This window comes from Xanthomonas sp. CFBP 8445 (assembly GCF_025666235.1).
GTDB classification, from domain to species: domain Bacteria; phylum Pseudomonadota; class Gammaproteobacteria; order Xanthomonadales; family Xanthomonadaceae; genus Xanthomonas_A; species Xanthomonas_A indica.
This window is the reverse complement of the sequence record NZ_CP102594.1, coordinates 4,065,131-4,087,466: the sequence shown is the minus strand read 5'-3', so window position 1 is coordinate 4,087,466 and position 22,336 is coordinate 4,065,131. Positions and strand designations below refer to the sequence as shown.

Sequence of the window (22,336 nt, the reverse complement as noted above, 5' to 3'; positions counted from 1 at the left end):
CCGCGACTGGATTCTATCACCCCTACTCAATTCAATGAGCCGACTGGTTCGCGTTCTGTTTGGCTGTTGCGTCCAATTTCTAATGTGAAATCGTCGCATGTTCTGTTGATGCAATTAGCAGAAGAGCGCGCATCTTGCGCACCATTAGTTTTGTACTGGCGAACGAACAGTTATGGGGGCTGGAGCCAGCGCGGTCGCCGCGTCGGCCTGGCCCTGCTGCAGGGTCCAGCCGACCACGTCGTGGCCGAGTTGCGACATGGCCTGGCCGAAGGCGTCGACCACCTGCGCTTCGGCGGTACCGGCGGCGGGCTGGGTCACCAGGAAGGTGCGCGAGGCGACCACGCGCTGGTCGGCGCTGTACAGCAGCTTGGCATTGAGTTCGATGGTGGCCGAGGGCACCGCGCGCCCGGCGTAGTCCGCTTCGAAGCGGCGCAGGTCCAGCAGCAGCTTGTAGTCGGCGCGGATGCCGGTGCCGAGCCGGGCCACGCCGGGAATGCGCCCGGAATCCTCGAACGCGCGCAGCAGCATGTCCTCGAGCATGTCGGTGGCCGGCTGCGCCCAGCTGACACCGCCGTACACCTGCAATTCGTCCGGCGTCGGCCGCACCGCGATGCGCGAACTGTCGACGACGCGCGCGGCACTGGGCTTGGTCAGTGCCAGTTGCCAGCGCACCTGCGGCCAGGCCGGGTCCGCGGTCACCCGCACGTCCGGCGCGTAGATCGTCACCGGCTCCTTGTTGCCGCCGGTCAGCGAACAGCCGGCCAGCAGTAGGGCCGGCACGGCGAGCAGGAGGAAGGCGCGCATCGGCTTCATTTGGGTTTGAACTCCTTCGGGGCGTCGCGGCCGAGCAGGTAGCGCGCGGGGTTGTTGTCCAGGCGGTCGCTGACCCGGCGCAGGTCGCGGATCAGGCCGCGCAATTCGGTCAGGGTCGGGCCGAGCTGGCCGAGGCCGTCGTTGGCGAAGCTGTTGATCGCCGAGCGGTTCTCGCCAAGGATCTTGTCGGCATTGCCTGCGGCCGAATCCAGCTTGCTCAGCGTGTCCTCCAGCTTGTCCAGGATCGGCGGCAGCTGCTGCACCAGGTTCTGGTCCAGGCGCTGGATGGTGCCGTTGGTGGTCTTGAGCGTGGTGTCCAGGTTGCGCGCGGCGTCGCGCGCGCTGACGATCAGCGACTGCATGCCCTGGTCGCGGTCGGCCAGGCCGCCGCTGATCGTCTCCAGGTTGTGCAGGGTGGCGGTGATGCTGGCGACGTTGCGGTCGCTGAGGACCTCGTCCAGGCGCTCGACGATGCGGTTGGCGGTATCGGTGATGTTCTGCAGCGCCGAGGGCGTGGTCTGGATGATCGGCGCGTCGCTGTTGTCGATCGAGGTCAGCGTCGGCGCTTCCGGCGTGCCGCCGGAGAGCTGGATGATCGACGGGCCGGTCAGGCTGGTGATGCCCAGCTTGGCACGGGTGTCGCTCTTGATCGGCGTGGTCGAGTTGACCCGGATCCGCGCCACCACCTGGCGCGGGTCGTTCGGCGCCAGGGTCAGCTCGGTGATCGACCCCACCGCGATGCCGTTGTACTGCACCGGGCTGCCGACCGACAGGCCGGTCACCGCCTCGCGGAACACCACGCGGTACTCCTGCCAGGTGCGGTCGGAGGAATACTTGGCGGCCCAGAGTCCGAACAGCAGCAGCGCGATTCCCACCACGATGGTGAAGGCGCCGATCAGCACGTAATTGGCTTTGGTTTCCATGGGCTCAGGGGGTCTCGGTCCAGGCGGTCTTGGCATCGCGTGCGGCGCGGGCGCGCGGGCCGTGGAAATACTCTTGGATCCACGGATGGTCCACTTGCTCGATCTCGGCCAGCGGCGCGTTGGCGATGACCTTGCGGTCGGCCAGCACCGCCACGCGGTCGCAGATAGCGTACAAGGTGTCCAGATCGTGGGTGATGAGGAACACGGTCAGGCCCAGCGCTTCCTGCAGGGTGCGGATCAGCCGGTCGAAGGCGGCCGCGCCGATCGGGTCCAGGCCGGCGGTGGGTTCGTCCAGGAACAGCAGTGGCGGGTCCAGCGCCAGCGCGCGCGCCAGCCCGGCGCGCTTGCGCATGCCGCCGGACAGCTGCGAGGGCAGCTTGTTCAATGCATCGGCGGGCAGGCCGGCCAGCTTCACCTTGAGCAGCGCCAGTTCGTAATGCCAGCTGTCGGGCAGTTCACCGAAATGCTCCTTCAGCGGCACCTGCACGTTCTCGCCGACGGTCAGCGAAGAGAACAGCGCGCCGTCCTGGAACAGCACGCCGGTGTTGCGCTCCACGTGCAGGCGATCGGCGCGGCGCCCGGAATCGGTATCCACGCCGAGCACCTGGATCTTGCCGGCATCGGGGTCGCGCAGGCCGAGGATGGTGCGCATCAGCACCGACTTGCCGGTACCCGAGCCGCCGACCACGCCGAGGATCTCGCCGCGGCGCACGTCCAGGTCCAGGTCCTCGTGCACGGTCTGGCTGCCGAAGCGATTGACTAGGCCGCGCACCGAGATGGCGAATTCTTGCTCGGGATTCGGGAGTGGCGATTCGGGATTGGTCAAGGCAACAGCTCCCGCTCGGGCGCGCAGCGCCCGGCTTCAACCAATCCCCAATCCCGAATTCCGAATCCCGGCTCCATCACCACCCCATGTTCATGAACCACAGCGCGGCGATCGCGTCGATGATGATCACCAGCGAGATCGTCTGCACCACGCTGGAGGTGGTGCGCTCGCCGACGGACTGGGCGGTGCCTTCCACGCGCAGCCCTTCCAGGCAGCCGATCAGGCCGATCACGATGGCGAAGATCGGCGCCTTGGACAGGCCCACCAGCATGTGCCGGATCTGGATGGTGTCGTGCATGCGCGCCAGGTACATCTGCGGCGGGATGCCCAGGTCGAAGGCGCCGACGGTGACGCCACCGGCCAGGCCGGCGATCATCGCCACGAAGGTCAGCAGCGGCAGCATCAGCAGCAGCGCCACCAGCCGCGGGATCACCAGCAGGTCCATCGGATCCAGGCCCAGGGTCTGGATCGCGTCGACCTCTTCGCGCGCCTTCATCGCGCCGATCTGCGCGGTGAAGGCGCTGGCGGTGCGCCCGGCCAGCACGATCGCGGTCAGCAGCACCGCGAACTCGCGCAGGAAGGCGATGCTGACCAGCTCCACCACATAGATCTCGGCGCCGAAGTCGCGCAGGATGGTGGAGCCGAGGAAGGCGATCACCGCGCCGACCAGGTAGGACAGCAGCGCCACCAGTGGTACCGCGTCCAGGCCGACCTGCTCCATGTGGTGCACGGTGGCGGTCAGGCGGAACCGGCGCGGCGCGTGCAGCAGCCGCAGCAACTTGACCAGGGTCTCGCCAAGGAAGCCGACCAGGGCGACGATTTCCTTGCCGTTGCGGTGTACCGCGTAGCCCAGGCGCTCCAGCGCCGCGGCGAAGCCGTAGTCGCGCTTGCGCTTGGGGCGGTCGTCGGCCACGTCCTCGATGGTGGAGACCAGCGCGCGGTGATCCTGGCGGAAATCCAGCGCCTCGTGGGCGATGCCGTTGCGGGTGGCGTAGCGCATCAACTGCAGCACTCCGGCCGAATCCAGCTGGGCGATGCCGCTGGCGTCGATGCCGGTGGTGCCGGCCGGCATGCCGCGCAGCGCTTCCGAGGAGGCCAGGGCGGTGGCCAGGGTCCAACTGCCGGTCAGCCGCACCCGCGAGGGGTCTCGGTCGTCCTGGCTGAGTTTGGGCGGTTGCGGTTCGATCATGGGGGCGTCCGGTGCGCGAGCATACCTGTTTCGCCCGTGTTGCAGATGTGGTGATCGCGACGGGGTGGCCGGGCGCGGCGTTCGCGCCATACTAGCCGACATGCCCGCCGCTCCCACCGTCAGCCCCTCCGCCAACGCGACCTACGCGCAGCGCATCGCCTTCGTCTCCGACATCGCCGGGCGACTGCACACCTACGGCACCACCGCGCAGCGGCTGGAGGCGGCGGTGGTGGCGCTGGCGCAGCAACTGGACCTGGACTGCGAGCCCTGGTCCAACCCGACCGGGCTGATCCTCAGCTTCAGCGACCCGACCAAGGCGATCGGCTCCAGCGACATCACCCGCGTGGTGCGGCTGGCGCCGGGCGACAACGACCTGCACAAGCTCAGCGTCGCTGACCGCATCGCCGACGACGTGGCCAGCGGGCGCATGAGCGTGGCCCAGGGCCACACGGCGCTGCGCCAGTTGGACCAGCCGCCGGGGCCGCGCTGGATCGCGATGCAGGTGCTCGGCTTCGGTCTGGCCGCGGCCGGCGTGGCCGGGCTGTGGCGCCTGCCGTGGCTGGACATCGCCACCGCCACCGCGATCGGCCTGCTGATCGGCGTGCTCACCCAGCTCACCGACAAGCGCCCGGCGACCAAGGAAGCCAACGACGCGCTGGCGGCGCTGCTGGCCGGTTTCGTCGCGACCCTGGTGGCCAGTTTCGTGGCGCCGCTGAATCTCAATACGGTGATCATCGCCTCGCTGGTGGTGCTGCTGCCGGGTATGGCGCTGACCAATGCAGTCAACGAACTGACCAGCCAGCACTGGGTCTCGGGCACGGCACGCTTCGCCGGTGCGGTCACCACCATCGTCAAGCTGACCGTCGGCGCGGTGATCGCGGTGACCCTGGCGCAACTGCTCGGCCTGGAGCCGATGGTGCGCGCGTCGCGGCCGCAACACGGCTGGGTGGAATGGGCCTCGCTGCTGGTGGCCGCCTACGCGTTCGCGCTGCTGTTCAAGGCCAGCGGTCGCGATTATCCGTTCGTGATGGCCGCTTCGGTGGCCGGCTATACGATCGCGCGCTTCGCCGGCGACGCCTGGGGCAGCCCGGTCGGCATCTTCCTGTCGGCGATGGTGCTGACCGCGGCGGGCAATCTGTTCGGGCGCATCGTGCAGCGGCCAGGGGCGCTGGTGCGGCTGCCGGGCATCATCATGCTGGTGCCCGGCAGCGCCAGCCTGCGCGGGTTGTTGACCCTGGTCCAGCAGCAGGACGTGCTCGGCGGACAATCGGCGCTGCTGACGGTGACCAATATCGTGATGGCGCTGGTCGCCGGCCTGTTGTTCGGCAACCTGCTGGTGCCGGCGCGCAAGAATCTTTGAATCCGGTAATAAAAAACGCCGGCAGGCGCCGGCGTTTTTCGTTGGTATTCCCGTTACCGGATCAGGCCTTCGGCGCGGCGCTCTTGCTGGCCTTCTTGGCGACGCGCTTGACCGCCTTCCTGGCGGTTTTCTTGGCCGGTGCGGCGGACTTGGCAGCGCCGCCGGCGATCAGGAAATCCTCGACCTTCTTGCCCTTGGCGACCAGATCGGCCAGCCAGCGCGGCTGCTTGCCACGGCCGGTCCAGGTTTCGGCGGCATTGGCGGGATTGCGGTATTTCGGCGGCACCTTGCCCAGTTTGCGGCCCGGCTTCGGGCCCGGCTTGCCGGCCTTGCGGCCGCGTGCGGCGGGAGCGCCGCCGAAGACTTCCTCGATGCTGTAGCCGTGGCTCTTGGCCAGACGGGTCAACTGGGTGCGGACCTTGGCGATGGGAGTGCGCTTGGCGACGATGGACTGCTGCTTCTTGGCGGTCTTGATGAGGGCGCCCAATTGCTTGGCCGACAGGCCGCTGAGATCGATGGTCATCTTTACTCCGGAAAATGGGTGGTGGCCTTTCGCCATTCCCTGGCAGCGCAGAATCATAATGATGCCGAATCGGCTTGACAAATATCCGGCTTATTCGCGTCCGGGTATCTGCGAACGCAATCCCCTGGAATATGTCCTTATGGATTCATGCCGGACGTATTCAATTGCGGCGATACCCTGTCGGTGTCGCCCATGCGGCGTGATGGCGGCGTAAAGAAAAAGGGCCGGGATATCTCCCGGCCCTTTCGTCATGCCTCCAATCGGGCCAGCAAGGTGGCGCGATCCAGGTGTTCGGCATCGCCGCCGCTGCGCGCGCGATATTCGAAGGTGCCGGCGGCCAAGCCCCGTTCCGAGACCACCACCCGGTGCGGAACGCCGATCAGTTCGATATCGGCGAACATCGCCCCGGGGCGCAGGCCGCGGTCGTCCAGCACCGCATCCAGCCCGGCCTGCTGCAGTTCCGCCAGCAACGCCTCGCCGGCGGCGTCCACCGCCGGGTCGCGCTTGGGATTGATCACGCACACCGCCACCGTCCACGGCGCCATCGGCTGCGGCCAGCGAATGCCGGCGTCGTCGTGGTTCTGTTCGATCGCCGCGGCGACGATGCGGGAAATGCCGATGCCGTAGCAGCCCATCGCCAGCGTCACGGTCTTGCCGTTCTCGTCCACCACGGTCGCATCCAGTGCCTGCGCATACTGGCGGCCGAGCTGGAACACATGGCCGACCTCGATGCCGCGGGCCAGGCGGATCTCGCCGCCGTCGTGGGCGCGTTCGCCCTCGACCACGTTGCGCAGGTCGGCGACGGCGTCCGGTTCCGGCAGGTCGCGGCCCCAGTTGACCCCGGCCAGGTGGAAGCCGGGTTCGTTGGCGCCGACCACGAAGTCGGCCAGCGCCGCCACGTCGCGGTCGGCGACCACGCGGATCGGCTGGCGCGGGCCCAGCGGGCCGAGGAAGCCCGGTTCGCTGCCCAGGTGCGTGCGGATCTCGGCCTCGTTGGCCATGCGGTAACCGGCCAGGCCGGCGACCTTGCCCAGCTTGATCTCGTTGACCGTGTGATCGCCGCGCACCAGCGCCAGCACGAAGGTCTCGCCGGCCATCACCGCCACCGACTTGACCGTGCGCTGCAGCGGGATGCCGAGCAACTCGGCCACCGCCTCGCAGGTCTTCTGGGTGGGCGTGGCGACCTTGCGCAGTGCCTCGCCCGGCGCCGCGCGCGGCGCCGGCGCCGCGGCGATCGCGGCCTCGACGTTGGCCGCGTAGTCCGAGCCGGTGGAGAACGCCAGCGAATCCTCGCCGGAGGCGGCCAGCACGTGGAATTCCTGCGAGGCGTCGCCGCCGATGTCGCCGGAATCGGCCTGCACCGCGCGGAACTGCAGCCCCAGGCGGGTGAAGATGCGGGTGTAGGCCGCCTTCATGTTCTCGTACTCGCGCGCCAGGTCCTCGTCGCTGAGGTGGAACGAGTAGGCGTCCTTCATCAGGAACTCGCGCGCACGCATCACCCCGAAGCGCGGGCGGATCTCGTCGCGGAACTTGGTCTGGATCTGGTAGAAGTTGACCGGTAGCTGCTTGTAGCTGCTCAGCTCCTGCCGCGCGAAATCGGCGGCGGCCTCTTCGGCGGTCGGGCTGTAGCAGTAGTCCTGTTCCTTGCGGTCCTGCATGCGCAGCATCAGCCCGCCGAACTTGCTCCAGCGCCCGGTGGCGTCCCACAGTTCGCGCGGCTGGATGGTCGGGAACAGCACTTCCACCGCGCCGGCGCGGTTCATTTCCTCGCGCACCACCGTTTCCACCTTGCGCAGCACGCGCAGGCCCAGCGGCGACCAGGTGTACAGGCCGGAGGCGAGCTTGCGGATCATGCCCGCGCGCAGCATCAGCTGGTGGCTGACCAGTTCGGCGTCGGCCGGGGTTTCCTTGGTGGTGTGCAGGTGGAACTGGGAAAGGCGCATCGAGGGGCTTCGCAGACGGCGGGTCGCCCATTTTGCCAGTCATTGCCGGCGCTGCGGGCATCGCCCGCGGCCGGCCCGGCGTGTTCGGGGGTGCGTTCGGGTTACTTGGCGGGTGCGGCCGCCGGGGTGCAGTAGGCCTTGATCGCGGCCTCGGCCAGGGCCTTCTGCGAGGCGCGCTGGGATTCGTCCAGTTCCCCGTCCGGCTTGCCGTCGCCATCGCTGTCGGTGGTGATCTTGCCGGGCTTGTTGAGGATGTCCAGGTTCTTGCGCGCGGTCAGGCACTGGCCGTTCTCGGCCGGGGCCGCCGCGGGCGTCTCGGCCGGGGCGTCGCCGCGGGTGTCGACCTTGCGGACCTGGTACTTGCCGCCGGCGGGCGGGGTCTCGGCATAGTGGGTGACGCCCTGCGCGTCCTTCCATTGGTACAGGGTGGTGGCGCCGACCATGCCGCTGACGGCGAGCAGGGGCAGGCAGCAAAGCCGGGGCAGGACGCGCATCTCGGTCTCCAGGGCGCGGCGGGAGCGCCGATTGCAGCACCCGCCGACGGGCCTGGCAAGTCGATTAGACTGACGGGATGGACCCATCCCGACCGCCCCCCCGTTCGCGCACCATCTACCTGCTGCCGAACCTGTTCACCACCGCCGGCCTGTTCTCCGGTTTCTACGCCATCATCGCCGCCGCCAACGGCCAGTTCGTGCACGCCAGCGTGGCGGTGTTCGTGGCCGCGGTGATGGACGGGCTGGACGGGCGCGTGGCGCGGCTGACCGGCACCAGCAGCGAATTCGGCGTGCAGTACGACTCGCTGGCCGACCTGGTCAGCTTCGGCATGGCGCCGGCGCTGGTGATGTACCACTGGTCGCTGTCGGCGCTGAAGTTCGACGGCAGCATGCTGGGCCGGGTCGGCTGGTCTGCGGCGTTCCTGTACGCGGCCTGCGCCGCGCTGCGCCTGGCTCGCTTCAATACCCAGGTCGGCACGGTCGACAAGCGCTGGTTCGTGGGCCTGGCCAGCCCGGCCGCGGCGGGCCTGATGATGGCCTTCGTCTGGTCCTTCGCCGACGGCTCGCTGGGCTGGGACGGCGAACAGCTGCGCTATGTGGCCCTGGGCCTGACCGTGACCGCGGCGCTGCTGATGGTCAGCCGCATCCGTTTCTGGAGCTTCAAGGGCAGCGGCGAGAAGGGCCCGCGTACCGACCGGGTGCCGTTCCTGATGCTGGTGCTGGCGCCGATCGTGCTGGCGGTGCTGGTCATCGACCTGGCGCGGGCGCTGCTGGCGATCGGCGTGCTGTACGCGCTGTCCGGGCCGTGCCTGTGGCTGTGGCGGCGCTGGCGCAGGGTGCCGGACGCGGCATGAGCGAGCACGCGTCCGGACATGCGCCGTTGTGGTCGGCCGAGCAGGTCGGCTGGCTGCAGGCGCTCGGCCACACCGTCTACGTGGACGCCGCGGCCGTGGTCGAGCCCGAGCCCGTCCCGTCGCCGGCGATCGAGCCGGCGGCGCCGGTGCAGCGGTCGGCAGCGGGATCGGCGCCGCCGCGGGGAGGCTACGCCGATGCGCCGGCCACCGAGGCGCCGGAGCGACGTCGCGCCTCCGCGCCGCCGGCGCCGACGGTGCAGCCGGACGCGGTGCGAGCGGCGCCCGCGGCAGGGGCGCGCCGGGTCGGGCTGCGCCTGCCCGACCGCCTGCAGATCGCCCTGCTGCGGGCCTCCGGCCTCAATCCCAACGATCCGGCCACGCAGGCGCTGATGGCGACCTGGCCGCTGGACGAACTGCGCGGCAATGCCGCGGCCAAGCGCGCGCTGTGGCCGCAGCTGCGCGCGCTGCGCAAGCGGGTGCCGCGATGAGCGCGCTCGGCTCGGCATCGGCGCCGACGGCCACGCTGCGTGCCTTGCGCGAGGCCGATCTGGATGCGGTGATGGAGATCGAGCGCCGCGCCTATCCGTTCCCCTGGACCCGCGGCATCTTCCGCGACTGCCTGCAGGCCGGCTATCCGGGCTGGGTGCTGGTGGAGGAGGGCACGATCGTCGGCTACGGGGTGATCAGCGTCGCCGCCGACGAGGCGCACATCCTCAACGTCTGCGTGGCGCCGGAGCGGCAGTCGCGCGGCTACGGCCGGCTGCTGCTGCGCGCGCTGATCAAGTACGGCGTCGACCTCGGCGCGCGCCGGGTGTTCCTGGAAGTGCGCCCGTCCAATCCCAACGCGATCGCCCTGTACCACAGCGAAGGCTTCAACGAGATCGGCCGGCGCCCGCGCTACTACCCGGCCGCGAACGGTCGCGAGGACGCGCTGGTGATGGCGATCGAGCTGTTCTTCGACGGCATGTCCTGAGATCCCTGCGCGTCCGCCGCGGGCGACGTGCGGTCCTTCGTGCGCTGCTGTCGCTTGTGTGCGGACAGCGTCGGCGCACGCGGCCGATGAAGGGATGGTGGATGGTGCTGGCCTGTGCCCGGGCGGCGCAACGGCACTGCGCCGCGCGCGCGACACCACATGATCTGAGCGATCCCGCTGCAGGCGGTCGGCGGTGGTGCCGGCAGCGCGTTCGCTACGGTGATCGCGCCTGCGTGCCGCGCGTCGCTGGGCAAGGCCCGGCGTGCGCCCAATTACCTTGGCGGTTTTTCCGGTGTTTTTGCGTGGTTGCAGGCGAGCCGCGGAATGTCGCCTGCTGTCGGTGGGACAGCGTTGTTGTCCCGCAGCGATGGCGTCGCGACGCACTGTCGCGCGCGGGCGATTCGTTCGATGCGGCTCACATATCGTGCGGTTGGATCGTGCGTTTCTCCATCGTCTCTTTACACGCGCTACGCGCTCCCTACAGTGCGCGCCTCTTCGGCGCCTGCCTCCCACGAAGGCATGACCCGCAGTTGTCCGAGGAGACAGCGATCGCGCAGGCGTCGCCGTGCATGCCGCTGTGGCGGAGCGCGCGCACCTGCGTCCAAACCACGCATGCTCACGAGGTTTCCAGGATGACCACGCAGTCCCGCATCGCTCCATCGCCGCGCTCGCCGCTGCGCACGTTCGGCCTAGCCCTGTGCCTGGCCGGCATCGCCGGCGCCGCCCAGGCCGACGCCAGCCTGGAGGTCGCCAGCACCGGCTGGGCCACGCAGAACGGCGGCACCAAGGGCGGTTCCAAGGCCGCCGCGGCCGACGTCTACAGCGTCAGCAACGCGGCGCAGCTGAAGGCCGCGCTGAAGGCCAGCGCCGGCAGCAACGGCCGCATCATCAAGGTCAACGGCATCATCGACATCAGCGAAGGCACGCCGTACAGCACCACCGCGGACATGAAGAGCCGCGCACGCCTGGACATCCCGACCAAGACCACGCTGATCGGCGTGGGCAGCAATGCCGAGATCCGCGAGGGCTACTTCTACGTCAAGGCCAACGACGTGATCGTGCGCAACCTGACCATCGAGAATCCGTGGGATCCGCAGCCGGTGTGGGATCCGGACGACGGCAGCGCCGGCAACTGGAATTCCGAGTACGACGGCATGACCATCGAGGGCGCCAGCAACGTGTGGGTGGACCATGTGACCTTCACCGACGGCCGCCGCACCGACGACCAGAACGGCACCGCCAACGGCCGGCCCAAGCAGCACCACGACGGCGCGCTGGACATCAAGAAGGGCGCCAACTACGTCACTGTGTCCTACTCGGCGTTCAAGTCGCACGAGAAGAACAACCTGATCGGCTCCAGCGACAGCGCCTCCAGCACCGACAGCGGCAAGCTCAAGGTGACCATCCACAACACCCTGTTCGAGAACATCTCCGCGCGCGCGCCGCGGGTGCGCTTCGGCCAGGTGCACCTGTACAACAACTACCACGTGGGCAGCACCAGCCACGCGGTGTATCCGTTCTCCTACGCGCACGGCGTCGGCAAGGAGTCGAAGATCTTCTCCGAGAACAACGTCTTCGACATCGGCGGCGTGAGCAGCTGCGACAAGATCGCGGCCGACTACGGCGGCAGCGTCTACCGCGATTTCGGCTCGCTGCTCAACGGCAAGGCGCTGACCTGCTCCTGGAACAACAGCATCGGCTGGACCCCGCCGTACACCTACTCGCTGCTGCCGGCGAACAAGGTGGCCGCCGACGTCAAGGCCAAGGCCGGCGCCGGCAAGCTCTGAGGGATCGCAGCGCCGCCGCCTGAAGGCCGGGCGGCGGTGTGGCAATTTCGGCAGCGCGTCGCAGGAGCGGCTTCAGCCGCGACCGGGCGTTCCCATGAAAACCAGGTCGCGGCTGAAGCCGCTCCTGCGGTGGCGTGGTCGCGCTGCTCCTACAGCTTGGCGCGCTGGGCGCGCAGGCCGTCGAGCTGCGCGCTCCAGTCGGCCAGGCGCTGGCGTTCCTGCTCGACCACCGCGGCCGGCACCTTGTCGGTGAACTTGCCCAGCTTGGCCTCGCTCTTGTCCTTCTCGGACGCGACGCGGGCGATCTCCTTGTCCAGGCGCAGGCGTTCGGCATCCAGGTCGACCAGCCCTTCCAGCGGCACCAGCAGCTTCAGCTCGCCGACGATGGCGGTGGCCGCGGCCGGCGACGGCGCGCCGTCATCCAGCCACTGGATGGCCTCGAGCTTGAGCAGGAAGCGCAACTGCGCGGCGAAACGCCCGACCCGCGCGCGGTCTTCGGCCTGGCCGCCCTGCAGCAGCAGCGGCACCTGCCGCGACGGCGCCACCTGCAGTTCGCTGCGCACGCGGCGCAGCGCCGACACCATCGCCTTCAGCCATTCCACGTCGGCCGCGGCGCCGGCGTAGGCGGCCACGTCCATCGTCGCAGCGTCCGGGTACGACTGCAGCGAGATGGTCGGCGCGTCGATGCCCAGGCGCGGCGCCACCTGCTGCCACAGTTCCTCGGTGACGAACGGGGTCAGCGGGTGCAGCAGGCGCAGCAGGGTTTCCAGCACGTGCAGCAGGGTGTGGCGGGTGCTGTCGGCGGCGGCCGCGTCGTCGCCGCTCAGTGCCGGCTTGGCCAGTTCCAGGAACCAGTCGCAGAACTCGTTCCAGGCGAACTCGTACAGGCATTGCGCGAGCAGGTCGAAGCGGTACGCGGCGAACTGCGCCTGCGCCTCGGCAGTGACCGCCTGCAACCGCAGCAGGATCCACTTCTCGGCATCGGTGACCGGCTCTTGCGACTCCCGAATCCCCACTCCCGAATCCCCGCCCGGCGTGTTCATGAGCACGAAGCGGCTGGCATTCCACAGCTTGTTGCAGAAGTTCTTGTAGCCCTCGGCGCGGCCCAGATCGAACTTGATGTCGCGGCCGTGGCCGGCCAGCGCGGCGATGGTGAAACGCAGCGCATCGGCGCCGTGGGCGATGATGCCCTCGGGGAACTCCTTGCGCGTGGCCTTCTCGATCTTCTCGGCCATGCGCGGCTGCATCAGCCCGGTGGTGCGCTTGGCGACCAGGTCCTCGATGCTGATGCCGTCGATGATGTCCAGCGGATCGAGCACGTTGCCCTTGGACTTGGACATCTTCTGCCCGTCCTTGTCGCGGATCAGGCCGGTGATGTAGACGTCGCGGAACGGCACCTTGCCGGTGAAGCTGTCGGTGGCCATGATCATGCGCGCCACCCAGAAGAAGATGATGTCGAAGCCGGTGACCAGCACGCTCGACGGCAGGTAGCGGTCGAAGCCGCGCTCGGCCATCGCCTGCGGATCGGGCCAGCCCATGGTCGCGAACGGCCACAGCTGCGAGGAGAACCAGGTCTCCAGCACGTCGCTGTCCTGGTGCAGGGCGACGTCGGCAGCCAGGCCACCCTTGGCGCGCGCCTCGGCCTCGTCGCGACCGACGTAGCAGTTGCCGGCGTCGTCGAACCAGGCCGGAATGCGATGGCCCCACCACAGCTGGCGGCTGATGCACCAGTCCTGGATGTTCTCCATCCAGTGGCGGTAGGTGTTGATCCAGTTCGGCGGCACGAACTGGATCTGCCCGGACTCGACCAGCTCCAGGCCGCGCTTGGCCAGCGCGTCCATCTTCACGAACCACTGGTCGGTCAGATACGGCTCGATCACCTGGCCGGTGCGGTCGCCGCGCGGCACCTGCAGCTTGTGCGGCTTGGTCTCGACCAGGATGCCGAGGTCTTCCAGATCGGCCAGCACCGCCTTGCGCGCGTCGAAGCGGTCCAGGCCGCGGTACTTTTCCGGGACGCTGTCGTTGAGCGCGGCGGTCGGGGTGAACAGGTTGATCATCGGCAACCCATGCCGCACGCCGACCTGGTAGTCGTTGAAGTCGTGCGCCGGGGTGACCTTGACCACGCCGGTGCCGAACGCGCGGTCCACGTAGTCGTCGCCGATCACCGGCACGCGGCGGCCGGTCAGCGGCAGCGTCACCGTCTTGCCGATCAGGTGCGCGTAGCGCGCATCCTCCGGGTGCACCATCACCGCGGTATCGCCGAGCAGGGTCTCCGGGCGGGTGGTGGCGACTACCAGGTAGTCGCGGGTCTCGCGCAGCGTCTCGTTGCCGTCGGCGTCGTGCTCGACGTGTTCGTAGCTGGCGCCGTCGTCCAGCGTGTAGGCGATCGACCACAGGAAGCCGTCTTCCTCCACGTTCTCCACTTCCAGGTCGGAGATCGCCGTCTTCAGCACCGGGTCCCAGTTGACCAGGCGCTGGCCGCGGTAGATCAGGCCCTGTTCGTGCCAGCGCACGAAGGCCTCGACCACCGCCGCCGACGGCTGCGGGTCCATGGTGAAGGTGCTGCGCGACCAGTCGGCCGAGGTGCCGAGGCGGCGCATCTGCCGCTCGATGGTGTCGCCTGAGTGCTGCTTCCACTCCCAGACCTTGGCGATGAAGCCGTCACGGCCCAGCGAATCGCGGGTCTCGCCCTTGCCTTCCAGCGTCAGGTTGCGCGACACCACCATCTCGGTGGCGATGCCGGCATGGTCGCTGCCGACCTGCCACAGCGTGTCGAAGCCGCGCATGCGGTGGTAGCGCACCAGCGCATCCATCAGCGTCTGCTGGAAGGCGTGGCCCATGTGCAGCGTGCCGGTCACGTTCGGCGGCGGCAGCAGCACCGTGTACGGCGTGCCCTGCCCGGACGGCGCGAAGTAACCGGACGCTTCCCATTGCGCGTACAGGCGCGATTCGAAGGACTTGGGATCGTAGCTGGAGGCGAGGGTGGTCATGGAAAAGCCGGGATTGGGGATTGGTGATTCGGGATGTCTTGCCGTGCGGTGCCGATGAGGGAGCGGGGCAGGAACGCATCCGAATCCCCAATCCCGAATCCCGGCTCCTCACATATCGTGCTTGGTGACCGCGTAGCCCTGCGCCTTGTACTGTTTCCAGCGCTCGCGCAGCGGTTCGCGCGCGGATGGGTCGGCCGGGACCACTTCCAGGACGCGCTCGCAGGCGCCGAGGTAGGGCGCATCGCGCAGGTTGATCACCAGCGGGCGCTCCGGCGCGTCGACGCCAGGCGGCACGATCAGCACCTGCGCCTCTTCCTCGTCGGCATCGGCGTCGGCGATCTGGTGCGGGATGTAGGCGTCGGCATCGAACGCCCACAGCAGTTCGTCCAGCTCCTCGGCCTGGGCCATGTCGCGCGCCAGCACCAGCGTCCACAGGTTGGCGTCGTTGGCCTTGCGCGCCAGCTCGCACACCAGCCGCAGCGGTTCGTTGAGGAACCGCGGCTTGGCGATCAGATAGAAGTCGGCGCGCATCAGGGTTGGGATTCGTTATTCGGGATTGGGGATTGGCAACCGCGGATCACGGTCGCCTGCGCGAGCAAGGGGCACGGGAAAGAAACGCGGAGGCGCCTTTCGCGAATCCCCAATCCCGACTCCCCAATCACGCCGCGCCGCCCGCGGCGCGGTCGAGCAACCACTGCGACAGCAAACCCACCGGGCGGCCGGTGGCCATGCCGCGCTTGCCTTCGTCGCTGGCCACGCCGGCGATGTCCAGGTGCGCCCAGCGCTGGCCTTCGGTGAAGCGCGACAGGAAGCAGCCGGCGGTGATCGCGCCGGCCCAGCGGCCGCCGATGTTGTAGACGTCGGCGAAGCTGGAATCCAGCAGGCCCTGGTACTCGTCCCACAGCGGCAGGCGCCAGGCGCGGTCGAACACGTGCTCGCCGGCGGCCAGCAGTTCGGCGGCCAGGTCGTCGTGCTTGCTCATCAGGCCGGCGGTCTGGTGGCCGAGGGCGACCATGCAGGCGCCGGTGAGGGTGGCCACGTCGATCAGCGCCGCCGGCTTGAAGCGTTCGGCGTAGGTCAGCGCATCGCAGAGGATCAGGCGGCCCTCGGCGTCGGTGTTGCCGACCTCGATGGTCTTGCCGGACATGCTGGTGATCACGTCCGACGGGCGGTAGGCATTGCCGTCGATCGCGTTCTCCACCGCCGGCACCACCACCACCAGGTTCAGCGGCAGGCGCGCAGTGGCCGCGGCGACGAAGGTGCCGATGACGTTGGCGCCGCCGCACATGTCGTACTTCATCTCCTCGATGCCGCCCTGGGTCTTCAGGTTGACGCCGCCGGTGTCGAAGGTGATGCCCTTGCCGACCAGCACGTAAGGCTGGGCGTCGCCGCCGCCGTTCCACTTCAGCACCAGCAGCCGTGGCCGGTTGGCCGAGCCGCGCGCCACCGCCAGCAGCGAGCCCATGCCCAGTTCCTGCATCTGCGTCTCGTCGAGGATTTCGGCTTCGGCGCCGTCCACGCCCTGGGCGAAGGCGGCGGCGGTCTCGGCCAGGTAGGCCGGGGTGCACAGGTTCGGCGGCAGGTTGCCCAGTTCGCGGGCGAACTTCACGCCGGCGGCGATCGCCTCGCCCTGGGCCAGCGCGGTGGCGTCGTCGCCGTGCACGGCCAACTGCGCCAGGCCGCTGTCGTCGGGCTTCTTCTTGCCGAGGGTGGCGGTGTAGCGGTAGCAGGCGTGGTCGCTGGCGATCACCGCCTGGCGGATCGCCCAGGCCTGGTCGCGGCCCTTGACCTCCAGCTCGCTCAGGGTCAGCAGCGCGCTGGTCGCCGGCCCGCTCTTGAGGGCGCGCGCGGCGTCGCCGACCGCCTTCAGGTATTGCGGCACGCCGAACTTGGCGGCGTCGCCCAGGCCCACCGCGAGCACGCGCGGCGCCTTCACGCCGGGCAGGTCGTGGAGTAGGGCGGTGGCGCCGGTCTTGCCGCTGACGTCGCCGCGTTCGGCCAGCGCGGTCAGGCGTCCGCCGCTGGCCGCGTCCAGGGCCTGGGCGGCCGGGGACAGGCGCTTGTCGGCGAACACGCCGACGACGATGCAGTCGAACGCCGCGGTGGCCGGGGCGTCGTGGTTCAGGGTGAATTCCAGGGCCATTGATCAGATTCCGTTGGCAAATCCGTACAATCGCGGACTCTTTACCCCCAGTCGGATAGGCTGGGTCCGCCGCGAACGAATCCGAGAGTTTAAATCAACCCACCCCCATGCCGAAGCTCGATCGATACCTGCTGCGCGATTTCGTCCAGAGCTTCTCGGCCACCCTGATCGTGCTGCTGGTGGTCAGCGTCGGTGGTGTGCTGGTGGACATCCTGGGCAACATCGCCGATGGCCGCATCCCGGCCAAGTTGTTGTTTTCACAACTGGGCCTGCAGTTCGTGGTGTACCTGCCGCTGATTCTGCCGCTGGCGCTGATGCTGGGCCTGCTGCTGGCGCTGGCGCGGCTGTACCGGGATTCGGAAATGGCGGTGATCACCGCCATCGGCGTGGGCCCGCGGCGCCTGCTGCGGCCGATCCTGATGCTGGTGATCCCGGTGGTGAGCCTGGTCGGCATGTGCTCGCTGTGGCTGGGCCCCTGGGCCGACCGCACCTCCGACCGGCTGATCGACGAGGCCAACCACAGCCTGCTGATGGCCGGACTGGAGGCCGGGCGCTTCACCCCGTTGTCCGATGGCGGCATCGTCTACATCAGCACCCTGTCTGGGGACGGCACCAAGCTCAGCAAGGTGTTCATGCAGCGGCAGAAGGACGGCCGCCTGGACGTGGTCACCGCGCAGCGCGGCGCCATGTTCTTCGAGGGCAAGGCCGACCGCTACCTGCGCCTGGAGGACGGTTACCGGGTCGAGGGGCCGCTGGCCGGCGACGGGCTGGACTACCGGATGATGCGCTTCGTCAGCAACGACGTGGCGCTGCCGGACCGTGACGCCGCGCGCAAGGACGACGATCCGGAGCTGCTGCCCACCGCCAAGCTGATCGGCGATCCGCGGCCGCAGGCCAACGCGCAGTTGCATGCGCGCCTGGCGCCGCCGCTGCTGGCGCTGGCCTTCGCCCTGCTGACCCTGCCGCTGTCGCGCAGCTCGCCGCGACAGCAGCGCTATGGCCGGATCATGCTGGCGTTCCTGGCCTACCTGGTCGGCACCAACCTGATGTTCCTCGGCACCCAGTGGCTGAGCACCGAGAAGCTGCCGCGCGCGCTCGGCTTGTGGTGGCTGACCCTGCCGCTGCTGGCGTTGTCGGTGTGGATGTACTTGCGCGATGGCCGGCTGTCGCGGCCGCGGAGGCAGCCGGCATGAGGCTGCGTCCGAACCTGCACGATGTGTACGTGGGCCGCGCCGTGCTCGGCACGGTGCTGCTGACCTGGGCGGTGCTGCTGGGCCTGGACGTGATCATGGCCCTGTCCAACGAGTTCAAGACGATCGGCACCGGCAGCTACAGCCTGGGCCACGCCGCCGCCTTCGTGGCCTACACGGTGCCGCGCCGCGCCTACACCCTGTTCCCCACCGGCGCGGTGATCGGCGTGCTGATGGGCCTGGGCCAGCTCGCCGCCACCTCCGAACTGACCGCGCTGCGCGCGCTGGGCCTGTCGCGGCGCCGGCTGAGCTTGGCCGCGGCGGCAACCATGGCGGTGCTGACCGTGGCCATGGTGGTCAACGGCGAGACCCTGGCGCCGTGGGCGCAGAACCAGGCCGATGCGATCAAGGCCAACGCCAAGTACAACGGCGACATGAGCATGGCTCGCTATTCCGGGCTGTGGGCGCGCGAGGGCAACACCTTCCTCAACGCGCAGGCCGGCGAAGAGCACCTGGAAGACGACGGCGGCACCTGGCTGGAATTGCGCGACGTGCGCCTGTACACGCTGGACGACAACGGCCGGCTGGCCTCGCTGACCCATGCCGCCATCGCCGAGCACCGGCACAGCGGCTGGACCCTCAAGCAGGCCTACCGCGACACCTTCGCCGAGCGCTCGGTGCAGCGCGAGAAGTTCGACAGCCTGCCGTGGCAATCGCGGCTGGATGCGGCGGCGCTGGCCTCGGGCCTGGCCAAGCCGCGCAACCTGTCGGCGCGCGACCTGCACACCAGCATCGAGTACCGCCGCCGCAACGGCCTGGACGCGCGCGACTACGAGGACCAGTACTGGAGCCGCTGGTTCTATCCGCTGAACGTGCTGGCGCTGTGCTTCGCCGCGATCCCGTTCGCGTTCGGCGCGCTGCGCAGCGGCGGCATGGGCAAGCGCCTGTTCCTGGGCATCCTGTTCGCCCTGGTGTTCTGGCTGCTGCAGCTGTTCTTCGGACGCATGGCCGGCGCGCTGAAGTTCGACTACCGCATCGCCTACGCCTTGCCGCCACTGGTGATGCTGACCGTGTCCTGGTTGCTGTTCCGCAAACGCAGCAGTTAGCGCGCGGCGACGATCCCGACGCGACGGATGCATATGGCGCGCCGCCGCGCGCACGTTTGCTGTAGTCAGGGCTTGGTTTTCGGCAATCGCGTTAAGTAGGTGCCGCTGGCGCGGTCGTACCGCGCCGCAGTGGTCCCGATATGGCGGGAGTGGTTGGCGCGCCGCCGTGCGCCTATGTACTGCGGTCAGGGCTAGGCTTTCGGTAATCGCGTCAAATGGGTGCCGCTGGCCCTGTCGTGCCGCGCCGCAGTGGTCCCGATATGGCGTGAGCGGTTGGCGCGCCGCCGCGCGTCCATATGCTTCGGTCAGGGCTTGGCTTTGTGCTGGCGCGTAAGACGGGTGCCGCTGGCGCGGTCGTGCCACGTCAATCGCTCCCGATCGACCAGCGCCCACCAGAACCCCAGCCCGCCCAGCAGCAACGACACGCTGCCGACCAGATAGCGCCGCCACAGTGCACCCCAGCTCGGCGTGGTGCCGTTGGCACCGTGCAGGCGCAGCCGCCACGGGCGCATCCCCAGGGTCTGGCCGCCGCGGCGCCAGCTCAGCGTGGCGTACAGCCCGGCCACCGCCCAGCAGCACAGCCACAGCAGCCACTGCAGGGCGCTGAAGGGCGCGATGTTCTCGCGCGGCGCATGGCCCTCCAGCGTGTAGCCGAGGGTGAACAGCGCCGAGACCACGAACCACAGCGCCAGCACCGGCCAGGCGTCGTAGAACAGCGCCAGCAGCCGCCACAGCAGCAGCGTGCGTGGACGGGGGGCGGAAGCGGGAGACGATGCGCTCATCTGCACAGCTTAGAGCCAGTCGCGCGCTTTGCGGTGGACCGTGCGCCTCGCAGTCGTGCTGCTGGCGCACGCCATCCCGGTGCGCTGCGCGGCCACGTCGGCCTTGCGCCCCCAGGCAAAGCGGCTAGGCTTTTCCAATCCCCAATCCCCAATCCCCAATCCCCAATCCCCAATCCCACCCAGCATGCCCTCCCTGCATTCCCCCGCCGAGCGCCGCCAGCAGACGCAACGGCTCGCGCCACTGCGCGAGGCCGATGCGGTGGCGATCCAGCAGTTCCTGGATGCGGCCTGGGCCGAGCAGGGCTTGGCGCGGCAGAGCCTGGACAGCTACCGCCGCGACCTGGAGGGTTTCGCGCGCTGGCGCGACGGCGCGGGCGGTGGCCTGGCGGGCGCCGATCGGCAGGCGCTGTTCGACTACCTGGCCTGGCGCACCGAACTGGGCTATTCGCCGCGCAGCAATGCGCGCTGGCTGTCGTCGCTGCGCGCGTTCTTCGCGCTGCGCGTGCGTCGCGGCGAGCGCAGCGACGACCCGACCGCGCTGCTGGAACCGCCACGGCTGCCGCGTTCGTTGCCCAAGGCGCTGGCCGAGAGCCAGATCGATGCGTTGCTGGCGGCGCCGGACGCGACCGCGCCGGCCGGGCTGCGCGACCGCGCCATGCTCGAGTTGATGTACGCCGCCGGCCTGCGCGTCAGCGAGTTGGTGAACCTGCCGGCCAATGCGGTGAACCTGCGCCAGGGCGTGCTGCGTGTCACCGGCAAGGGCAGCAAGGAGCGACTGGTGCCGCTGGGCGAGGAGTCGCAGCACTGGCTGCAGCGCTACCTGGACAGCGCACGGCCGGCGCTGGCGGCCGGGCAGGCGGTGCCGGCCAGCGACGGCGTGGTGCCGCTGTTCATCGATGCCGCCCGGCGCGCGCTGACCCGGCAGCAGTTCTGGGGGCTGGTCAAGCGCTATGCCGTGGTGGCGGGGATCGACCCGGCGCGGATCAGCCCGCACGGCCTGCGCCACAGCTTCGCCACGCATCTGCTCAACCGCGGCGCCGACCTGCGCGCGCTGCAGATGCTGCTCGGCCACAGTTCGCTGTCCACCACCCAGATCTACACCCTGGTCGCGCGCGAGCACCTGCAGAGCCTGCACCGCAAGCATCATCCGCGCGGGTGAGCGCAGTCGCGGCGCGCGATGGCCGCTCAGCCTGTCTACATGGACCGCGCCGGGGGGTATGCGACAATCGGGCGATTCGCAGCCCTCATGGATCGCCAATGCTCCGTTTTGCTCTTTGCGCGCTGCTGGGCGCGGCTTCGCTCTCCGCCTGCGCACAGTCCACCTCCCCGGCGCCCGGCGCCGCCGCGGCCAAGGCCGCCCCCGCCGCCAGTGGCGCCGCGGGCGAACAGCGCGTGCGTGCGGCGCTGCTGCAACTGGACCCGAACTTCAAGCCCGACTACATCGGCGCCGCGCCGTTCCCCGGCTTCCGCGAAGTGGTGGTCGGCGGCCAGGTGCTGTACGTCTCCGACGACGGCCGCTATCTGTTCCAGGCGCAGCCGTTCGACATCCAGGAAAAGCAGTTCGCGTCCAGCGAGGGCCTGCTGAGCTACCGCCGCAAGCTGCTGGAATCGGCGCCGCGCGCCGACCGCATCGTGTTCGCCCCGGCCAATCCCAAGTACACCATCAGCGTGTTCACAGACATCGAATGCGGCTATTGCCGCAAGCTGCACAGCGAGATCGGCGAACTCAACAAGCAGGGCATCGCCGTGGAATACCTGGCGTTCCCGCGCATGGGCCTGGGCAGCCAGGACTACAAGGACATGGTCGCGGTGTGGTGCGCGGCGGACAAGAAGCAGGCGCTGACCGACGCCAAGGCCAGCGGCAAGGTGCCGAGCGCGGCCAACTGCAAGAACCCGGTGACCATGCAGTACAACCTGGGCCAGCGCCTGGGCGTCAACGGCACCCCGGCGATCTTCGCCCCGGACGGCACCCAGCTAGGCGGCTACCTGCCTCCGGCCAAGCTGCGCGAAGCCTTGGACAAGCGCGCGGCGGAAGCGACCAAGGCGGGCGGAAGCCGTTAAGGGCCGCGCGCGGGGATTCGGCATTCGGGATTGGGGATTCGCTGGAGCGCTGCTTCGGCGAACTCCCTTGCGCAGACGCCCCGCTTGCGGATCCGGGCTGCTGATTTAGACATCTACTGCGATCAGGACGCCGCCGGCGCGTCCGATGGCGAGCGCGCCCAGCCGGGACGCGGTTACCGCCGCGCTCGATCCCGCAACCCCGCCACGGCGGGCCATCGTCAGGGCGTTGTCGGGTGCGCACCCGCGCACGGAGCGCCGCCTTTGCCAATCCCAATCCCCAATCCCACAATTCCGACCCGCCATGGCGGGCCACGTCGGAGCGTTGCAGGGAGCGCACCCGCGCACGGAACACCGCCTTTACCAATCCCAAATCCCGAAT

The 22,336-nt window shown here is 69.2% G+C and carries 20 protein-coding genes; 9 read left to right on the top strand and 11 right to left on the bottom strand.

Annotation, left to right across the window (positions count from 1 at the left end; genetic code table 11):
* Positions 1–144: 144 nt before the first annotated feature.
* From NUG21_RS17535 to NUG21_RS17520, 4 genes are all read right to left on the bottom strand, one after another.
* Complete coding sequence (locus NUG21_RS17535; RefSeq protein ID WP_263391526.1) at positions 145–813, bottom strand: ABC-type transport auxiliary lipoprotein family protein; 669 nt, start codon at positions 811–813, stop codon at positions 145–147.
* Positions 810–1,736 carry an MlaD family protein gene (locus NUG21_RS17530; RefSeq protein ID WP_019797240.1) on the bottom strand — a complete coding sequence of 309 codons (927 nt, stop codon included), beginning with the start codon at positions 1,734–1,736 and terminating at the stop codon, positions 810–812. The genes NUG21_RS17535 and NUG21_RS17530 overlap by 4 nt, the downstream gene beginning before the upstream one ends.
* Before the next feature lie 4 nt (positions 1,737–1,740).
* Positions 1,741–2,562, bottom strand: a complete 822-nt coding sequence (locus NUG21_RS17525; protein WP_242081817.1) for an ABC transporter ATP-binding protein — start codon at positions 2,560–2,562, stop codon at positions 1,741–1,743.
* A gap of 76 nt (positions 2,563–2,638) precedes the next feature.
* Positions 2,639–3,751 carry an ABC transporter permease gene (locus tag NUG21_RS17520; RefSeq protein ID WP_160948131.1) on the bottom strand — a complete coding sequence of 371 codons (1,113 nt, stop codon included), beginning with the start codon at positions 3,749–3,751 and terminating at the stop codon, positions 2,639–2,641.
* Between the two features lie 100 nt (positions 3,752–3,851).
* On the opposite strand from NUG21_RS17520, the gene NUG21_RS17515 reads away from it, so the two are divergent.
* Positions 3,852–5,111, top strand: a complete 1,260-nt coding sequence (locus NUG21_RS17515; protein WP_242081815.1) for a threonine/serine exporter family protein — start codon at positions 3,852–3,854, stop codon at positions 5,109–5,111.
* A gap of 61 nt (positions 5,112–5,172) precedes the next feature.
* Here the strand turns inward: NUG21_RS17515 and NUG21_RS17510 are convergent, their stop codons facing one another.
* The 3 genes from NUG21_RS17510 to NUG21_RS17500 all read right to left on the bottom strand — a co-directional run bounded on the left by NUG21_RS17510 (position 5,173) and on the right by NUG21_RS17500 (position 8,071).
* Positions 5,173–5,634 (bottom strand): H-NS histone family protein, encoded by a 462-nt coding sequence (locus NUG21_RS17510; protein WP_019796932.1) that lies wholly within the window; start codon positions 5,632–5,634, stop codon positions 5,173–5,175.
* A 248-nt stretch (positions 5,635–5,882) separates the two neighbouring features.
* Complete coding sequence (locus NUG21_RS17505; protein WP_263391525.1) at positions 5,883–7,577, bottom strand: proline--tRNA ligase; 1,695 nt, start codon at positions 7,575–7,577, stop codon at positions 5,883–5,885.
* Positions 7,578–7,678: 101 nt separating this feature from the next.
* The gene (locus NUG21_RS17500) at positions 7,679–8,071 is read right to left on the bottom strand and encodes a DUF4124 domain-containing protein (RefSeq protein ID WP_019796929.1); all 393 of its coding nucleotides are present in this window, start codon (positions 8,069–8,071) and stop codon (positions 7,679–7,681) included.
* A 77-nt stretch (positions 8,072–8,148) separates the two neighbouring features.
* Between NUG21_RS17500 and pssA the strand changes: the two genes are divergently transcribed.
* The 4 genes from pssA to NUG21_RS17480 all read left to right on the top strand — a co-directional run bounded on the left by pssA (position 8,149) and on the right by NUG21_RS17480 (position 11,685).
* The gene (pssA, locus tag NUG21_RS17495) at positions 8,149–8,925 is read left to right on the top strand and encodes a CDP-diacylglycerol--serine O-phosphatidyltransferase (RefSeq protein WP_019796930.1); all 777 of its coding nucleotides are present in this window, start codon (positions 8,149–8,151) and stop codon (positions 8,923–8,925) included.
* Positions 8,922–9,413, top strand: coding sequence for an alanine acetyltransferase (locus NUG21_RS17490; RefSeq protein ID WP_242081813.1), 492 nt, complete (start codon positions 8,922–8,924; stop codon positions 9,411–9,413). Before pssA ends, NUG21_RS17490 begins: the two co-directional genes overlap by 4 nt.
* Positions 9,410–9,898 (top strand): ribosomal protein S18-alanine N-acetyltransferase, encoded by a 489-nt coding sequence (rimI, locus tag NUG21_RS17485; protein ID WP_017907927.1) that lies wholly within the window; start codon positions 9,410–9,412, stop codon positions 9,896–9,898. Before NUG21_RS17490 ends, rimI begins: the two co-directional genes overlap by 4 nt.
* 632 nt (positions 9,899–10,530) lie before the next feature.
* Positions 10,531–11,685 (top strand): pectate lyase family protein, encoded by a 1,155-nt coding sequence (locus NUG21_RS17480; RefSeq protein WP_263391524.1) that lies wholly within the window; start codon positions 10,531–10,533, stop codon positions 11,683–11,685.
* A gap of 149 nt (positions 11,686–11,834) precedes the next feature.
* On the opposite strand, the gene NUG21_RS17475 is transcribed toward NUG21_RS17480, so the two are convergent.
* The 3 genes from NUG21_RS17475 to NUG21_RS17465 all read right to left on the bottom strand — a co-directional run bounded on the left by NUG21_RS17475 (position 11,835) and on the right by NUG21_RS17465 (position 16,818).
* Positions 11,835–14,675, bottom strand: coding sequence for a valine--tRNA ligase (locus NUG21_RS17475; protein WP_263391523.1), 2,841 nt, complete (start codon positions 14,673–14,675; stop codon positions 11,835–11,837).
* A gap of 108 nt (positions 14,676–14,783) precedes the next feature.
* Complete coding sequence (locus NUG21_RS17470) at positions 14,784–15,209, bottom strand: DNA polymerase III subunit chi (protein WP_242081849.1); 426 nt, start codon at positions 15,207–15,209, stop codon at positions 14,784–14,786.
* 124 nt (positions 15,210–15,333) lie between these two features.
* On the bottom strand, positions 15,334–16,818 hold the full coding sequence (locus NUG21_RS17465) for a leucyl aminopeptidase (RefSeq protein WP_160948124.1): 1,485 nt from the start codon (positions 16,816–16,818) through the stop codon (positions 15,334–15,336).
* Between the two features lie 107 nt (positions 16,819–16,925).
* On the opposite strand from NUG21_RS17465, the gene lptF reads away from it, so the two are divergent.
* Positions 16,926–18,011 (top strand): LPS export ABC transporter permease LptF, encoded by a 1,086-nt coding sequence (gene lptF, locus NUG21_RS17460; RefSeq protein ID WP_019796734.1) that lies wholly within the window; start codon positions 16,926–16,928, stop codon positions 18,009–18,011.
* Positions 18,008–19,114 carry an LPS export ABC transporter permease LptG gene (lptG, locus tag NUG21_RS17455; RefSeq protein WP_160948122.1) on the top strand — a complete coding sequence of 369 codons (1,107 nt, stop codon included), beginning with the start codon at positions 18,008–18,010 and terminating at the stop codon, positions 19,112–19,114. The genes lptF and lptG overlap by 4 nt, the downstream gene beginning before the upstream one ends.
* A gap of 305 nt (positions 19,115–19,419) precedes the next feature.
* Here lptG and NUG21_RS17450 read toward each other — a convergent pair whose 3' ends face one another.
* Positions 19,420–19,896 carry an RDD family protein gene (locus NUG21_RS17450; RefSeq protein ID WP_263391522.1) on the bottom strand — a complete coding sequence of 159 codons (477 nt, stop codon included), beginning with the start codon at positions 19,894–19,896 and terminating at the stop codon, positions 19,420–19,422.
* A gap of 184 nt (positions 19,897–20,080) precedes the next feature.
* Between NUG21_RS17450 and xerD the strand changes: the two genes are divergently transcribed.
* A complete protein-coding gene (xerD, locus tag NUG21_RS17445; protein ID WP_263391521.1) occupies positions 20,081–21,055 on the top strand; it encodes a site-specific tyrosine recombinase XerD in 975 nt (324 codons plus the stop codon).
* A gap of 98 nt (positions 21,056–21,153) precedes the next feature.
* Positions 21,154–21,957 (top strand): DsbC family protein, encoded by an 804-nt coding sequence (locus NUG21_RS17440; protein ID WP_263391520.1) that lies wholly within the window; start codon positions 21,154–21,156, stop codon positions 21,955–21,957.
* Positions 21,958–22,336 lie beyond the last annotated feature (379 nt).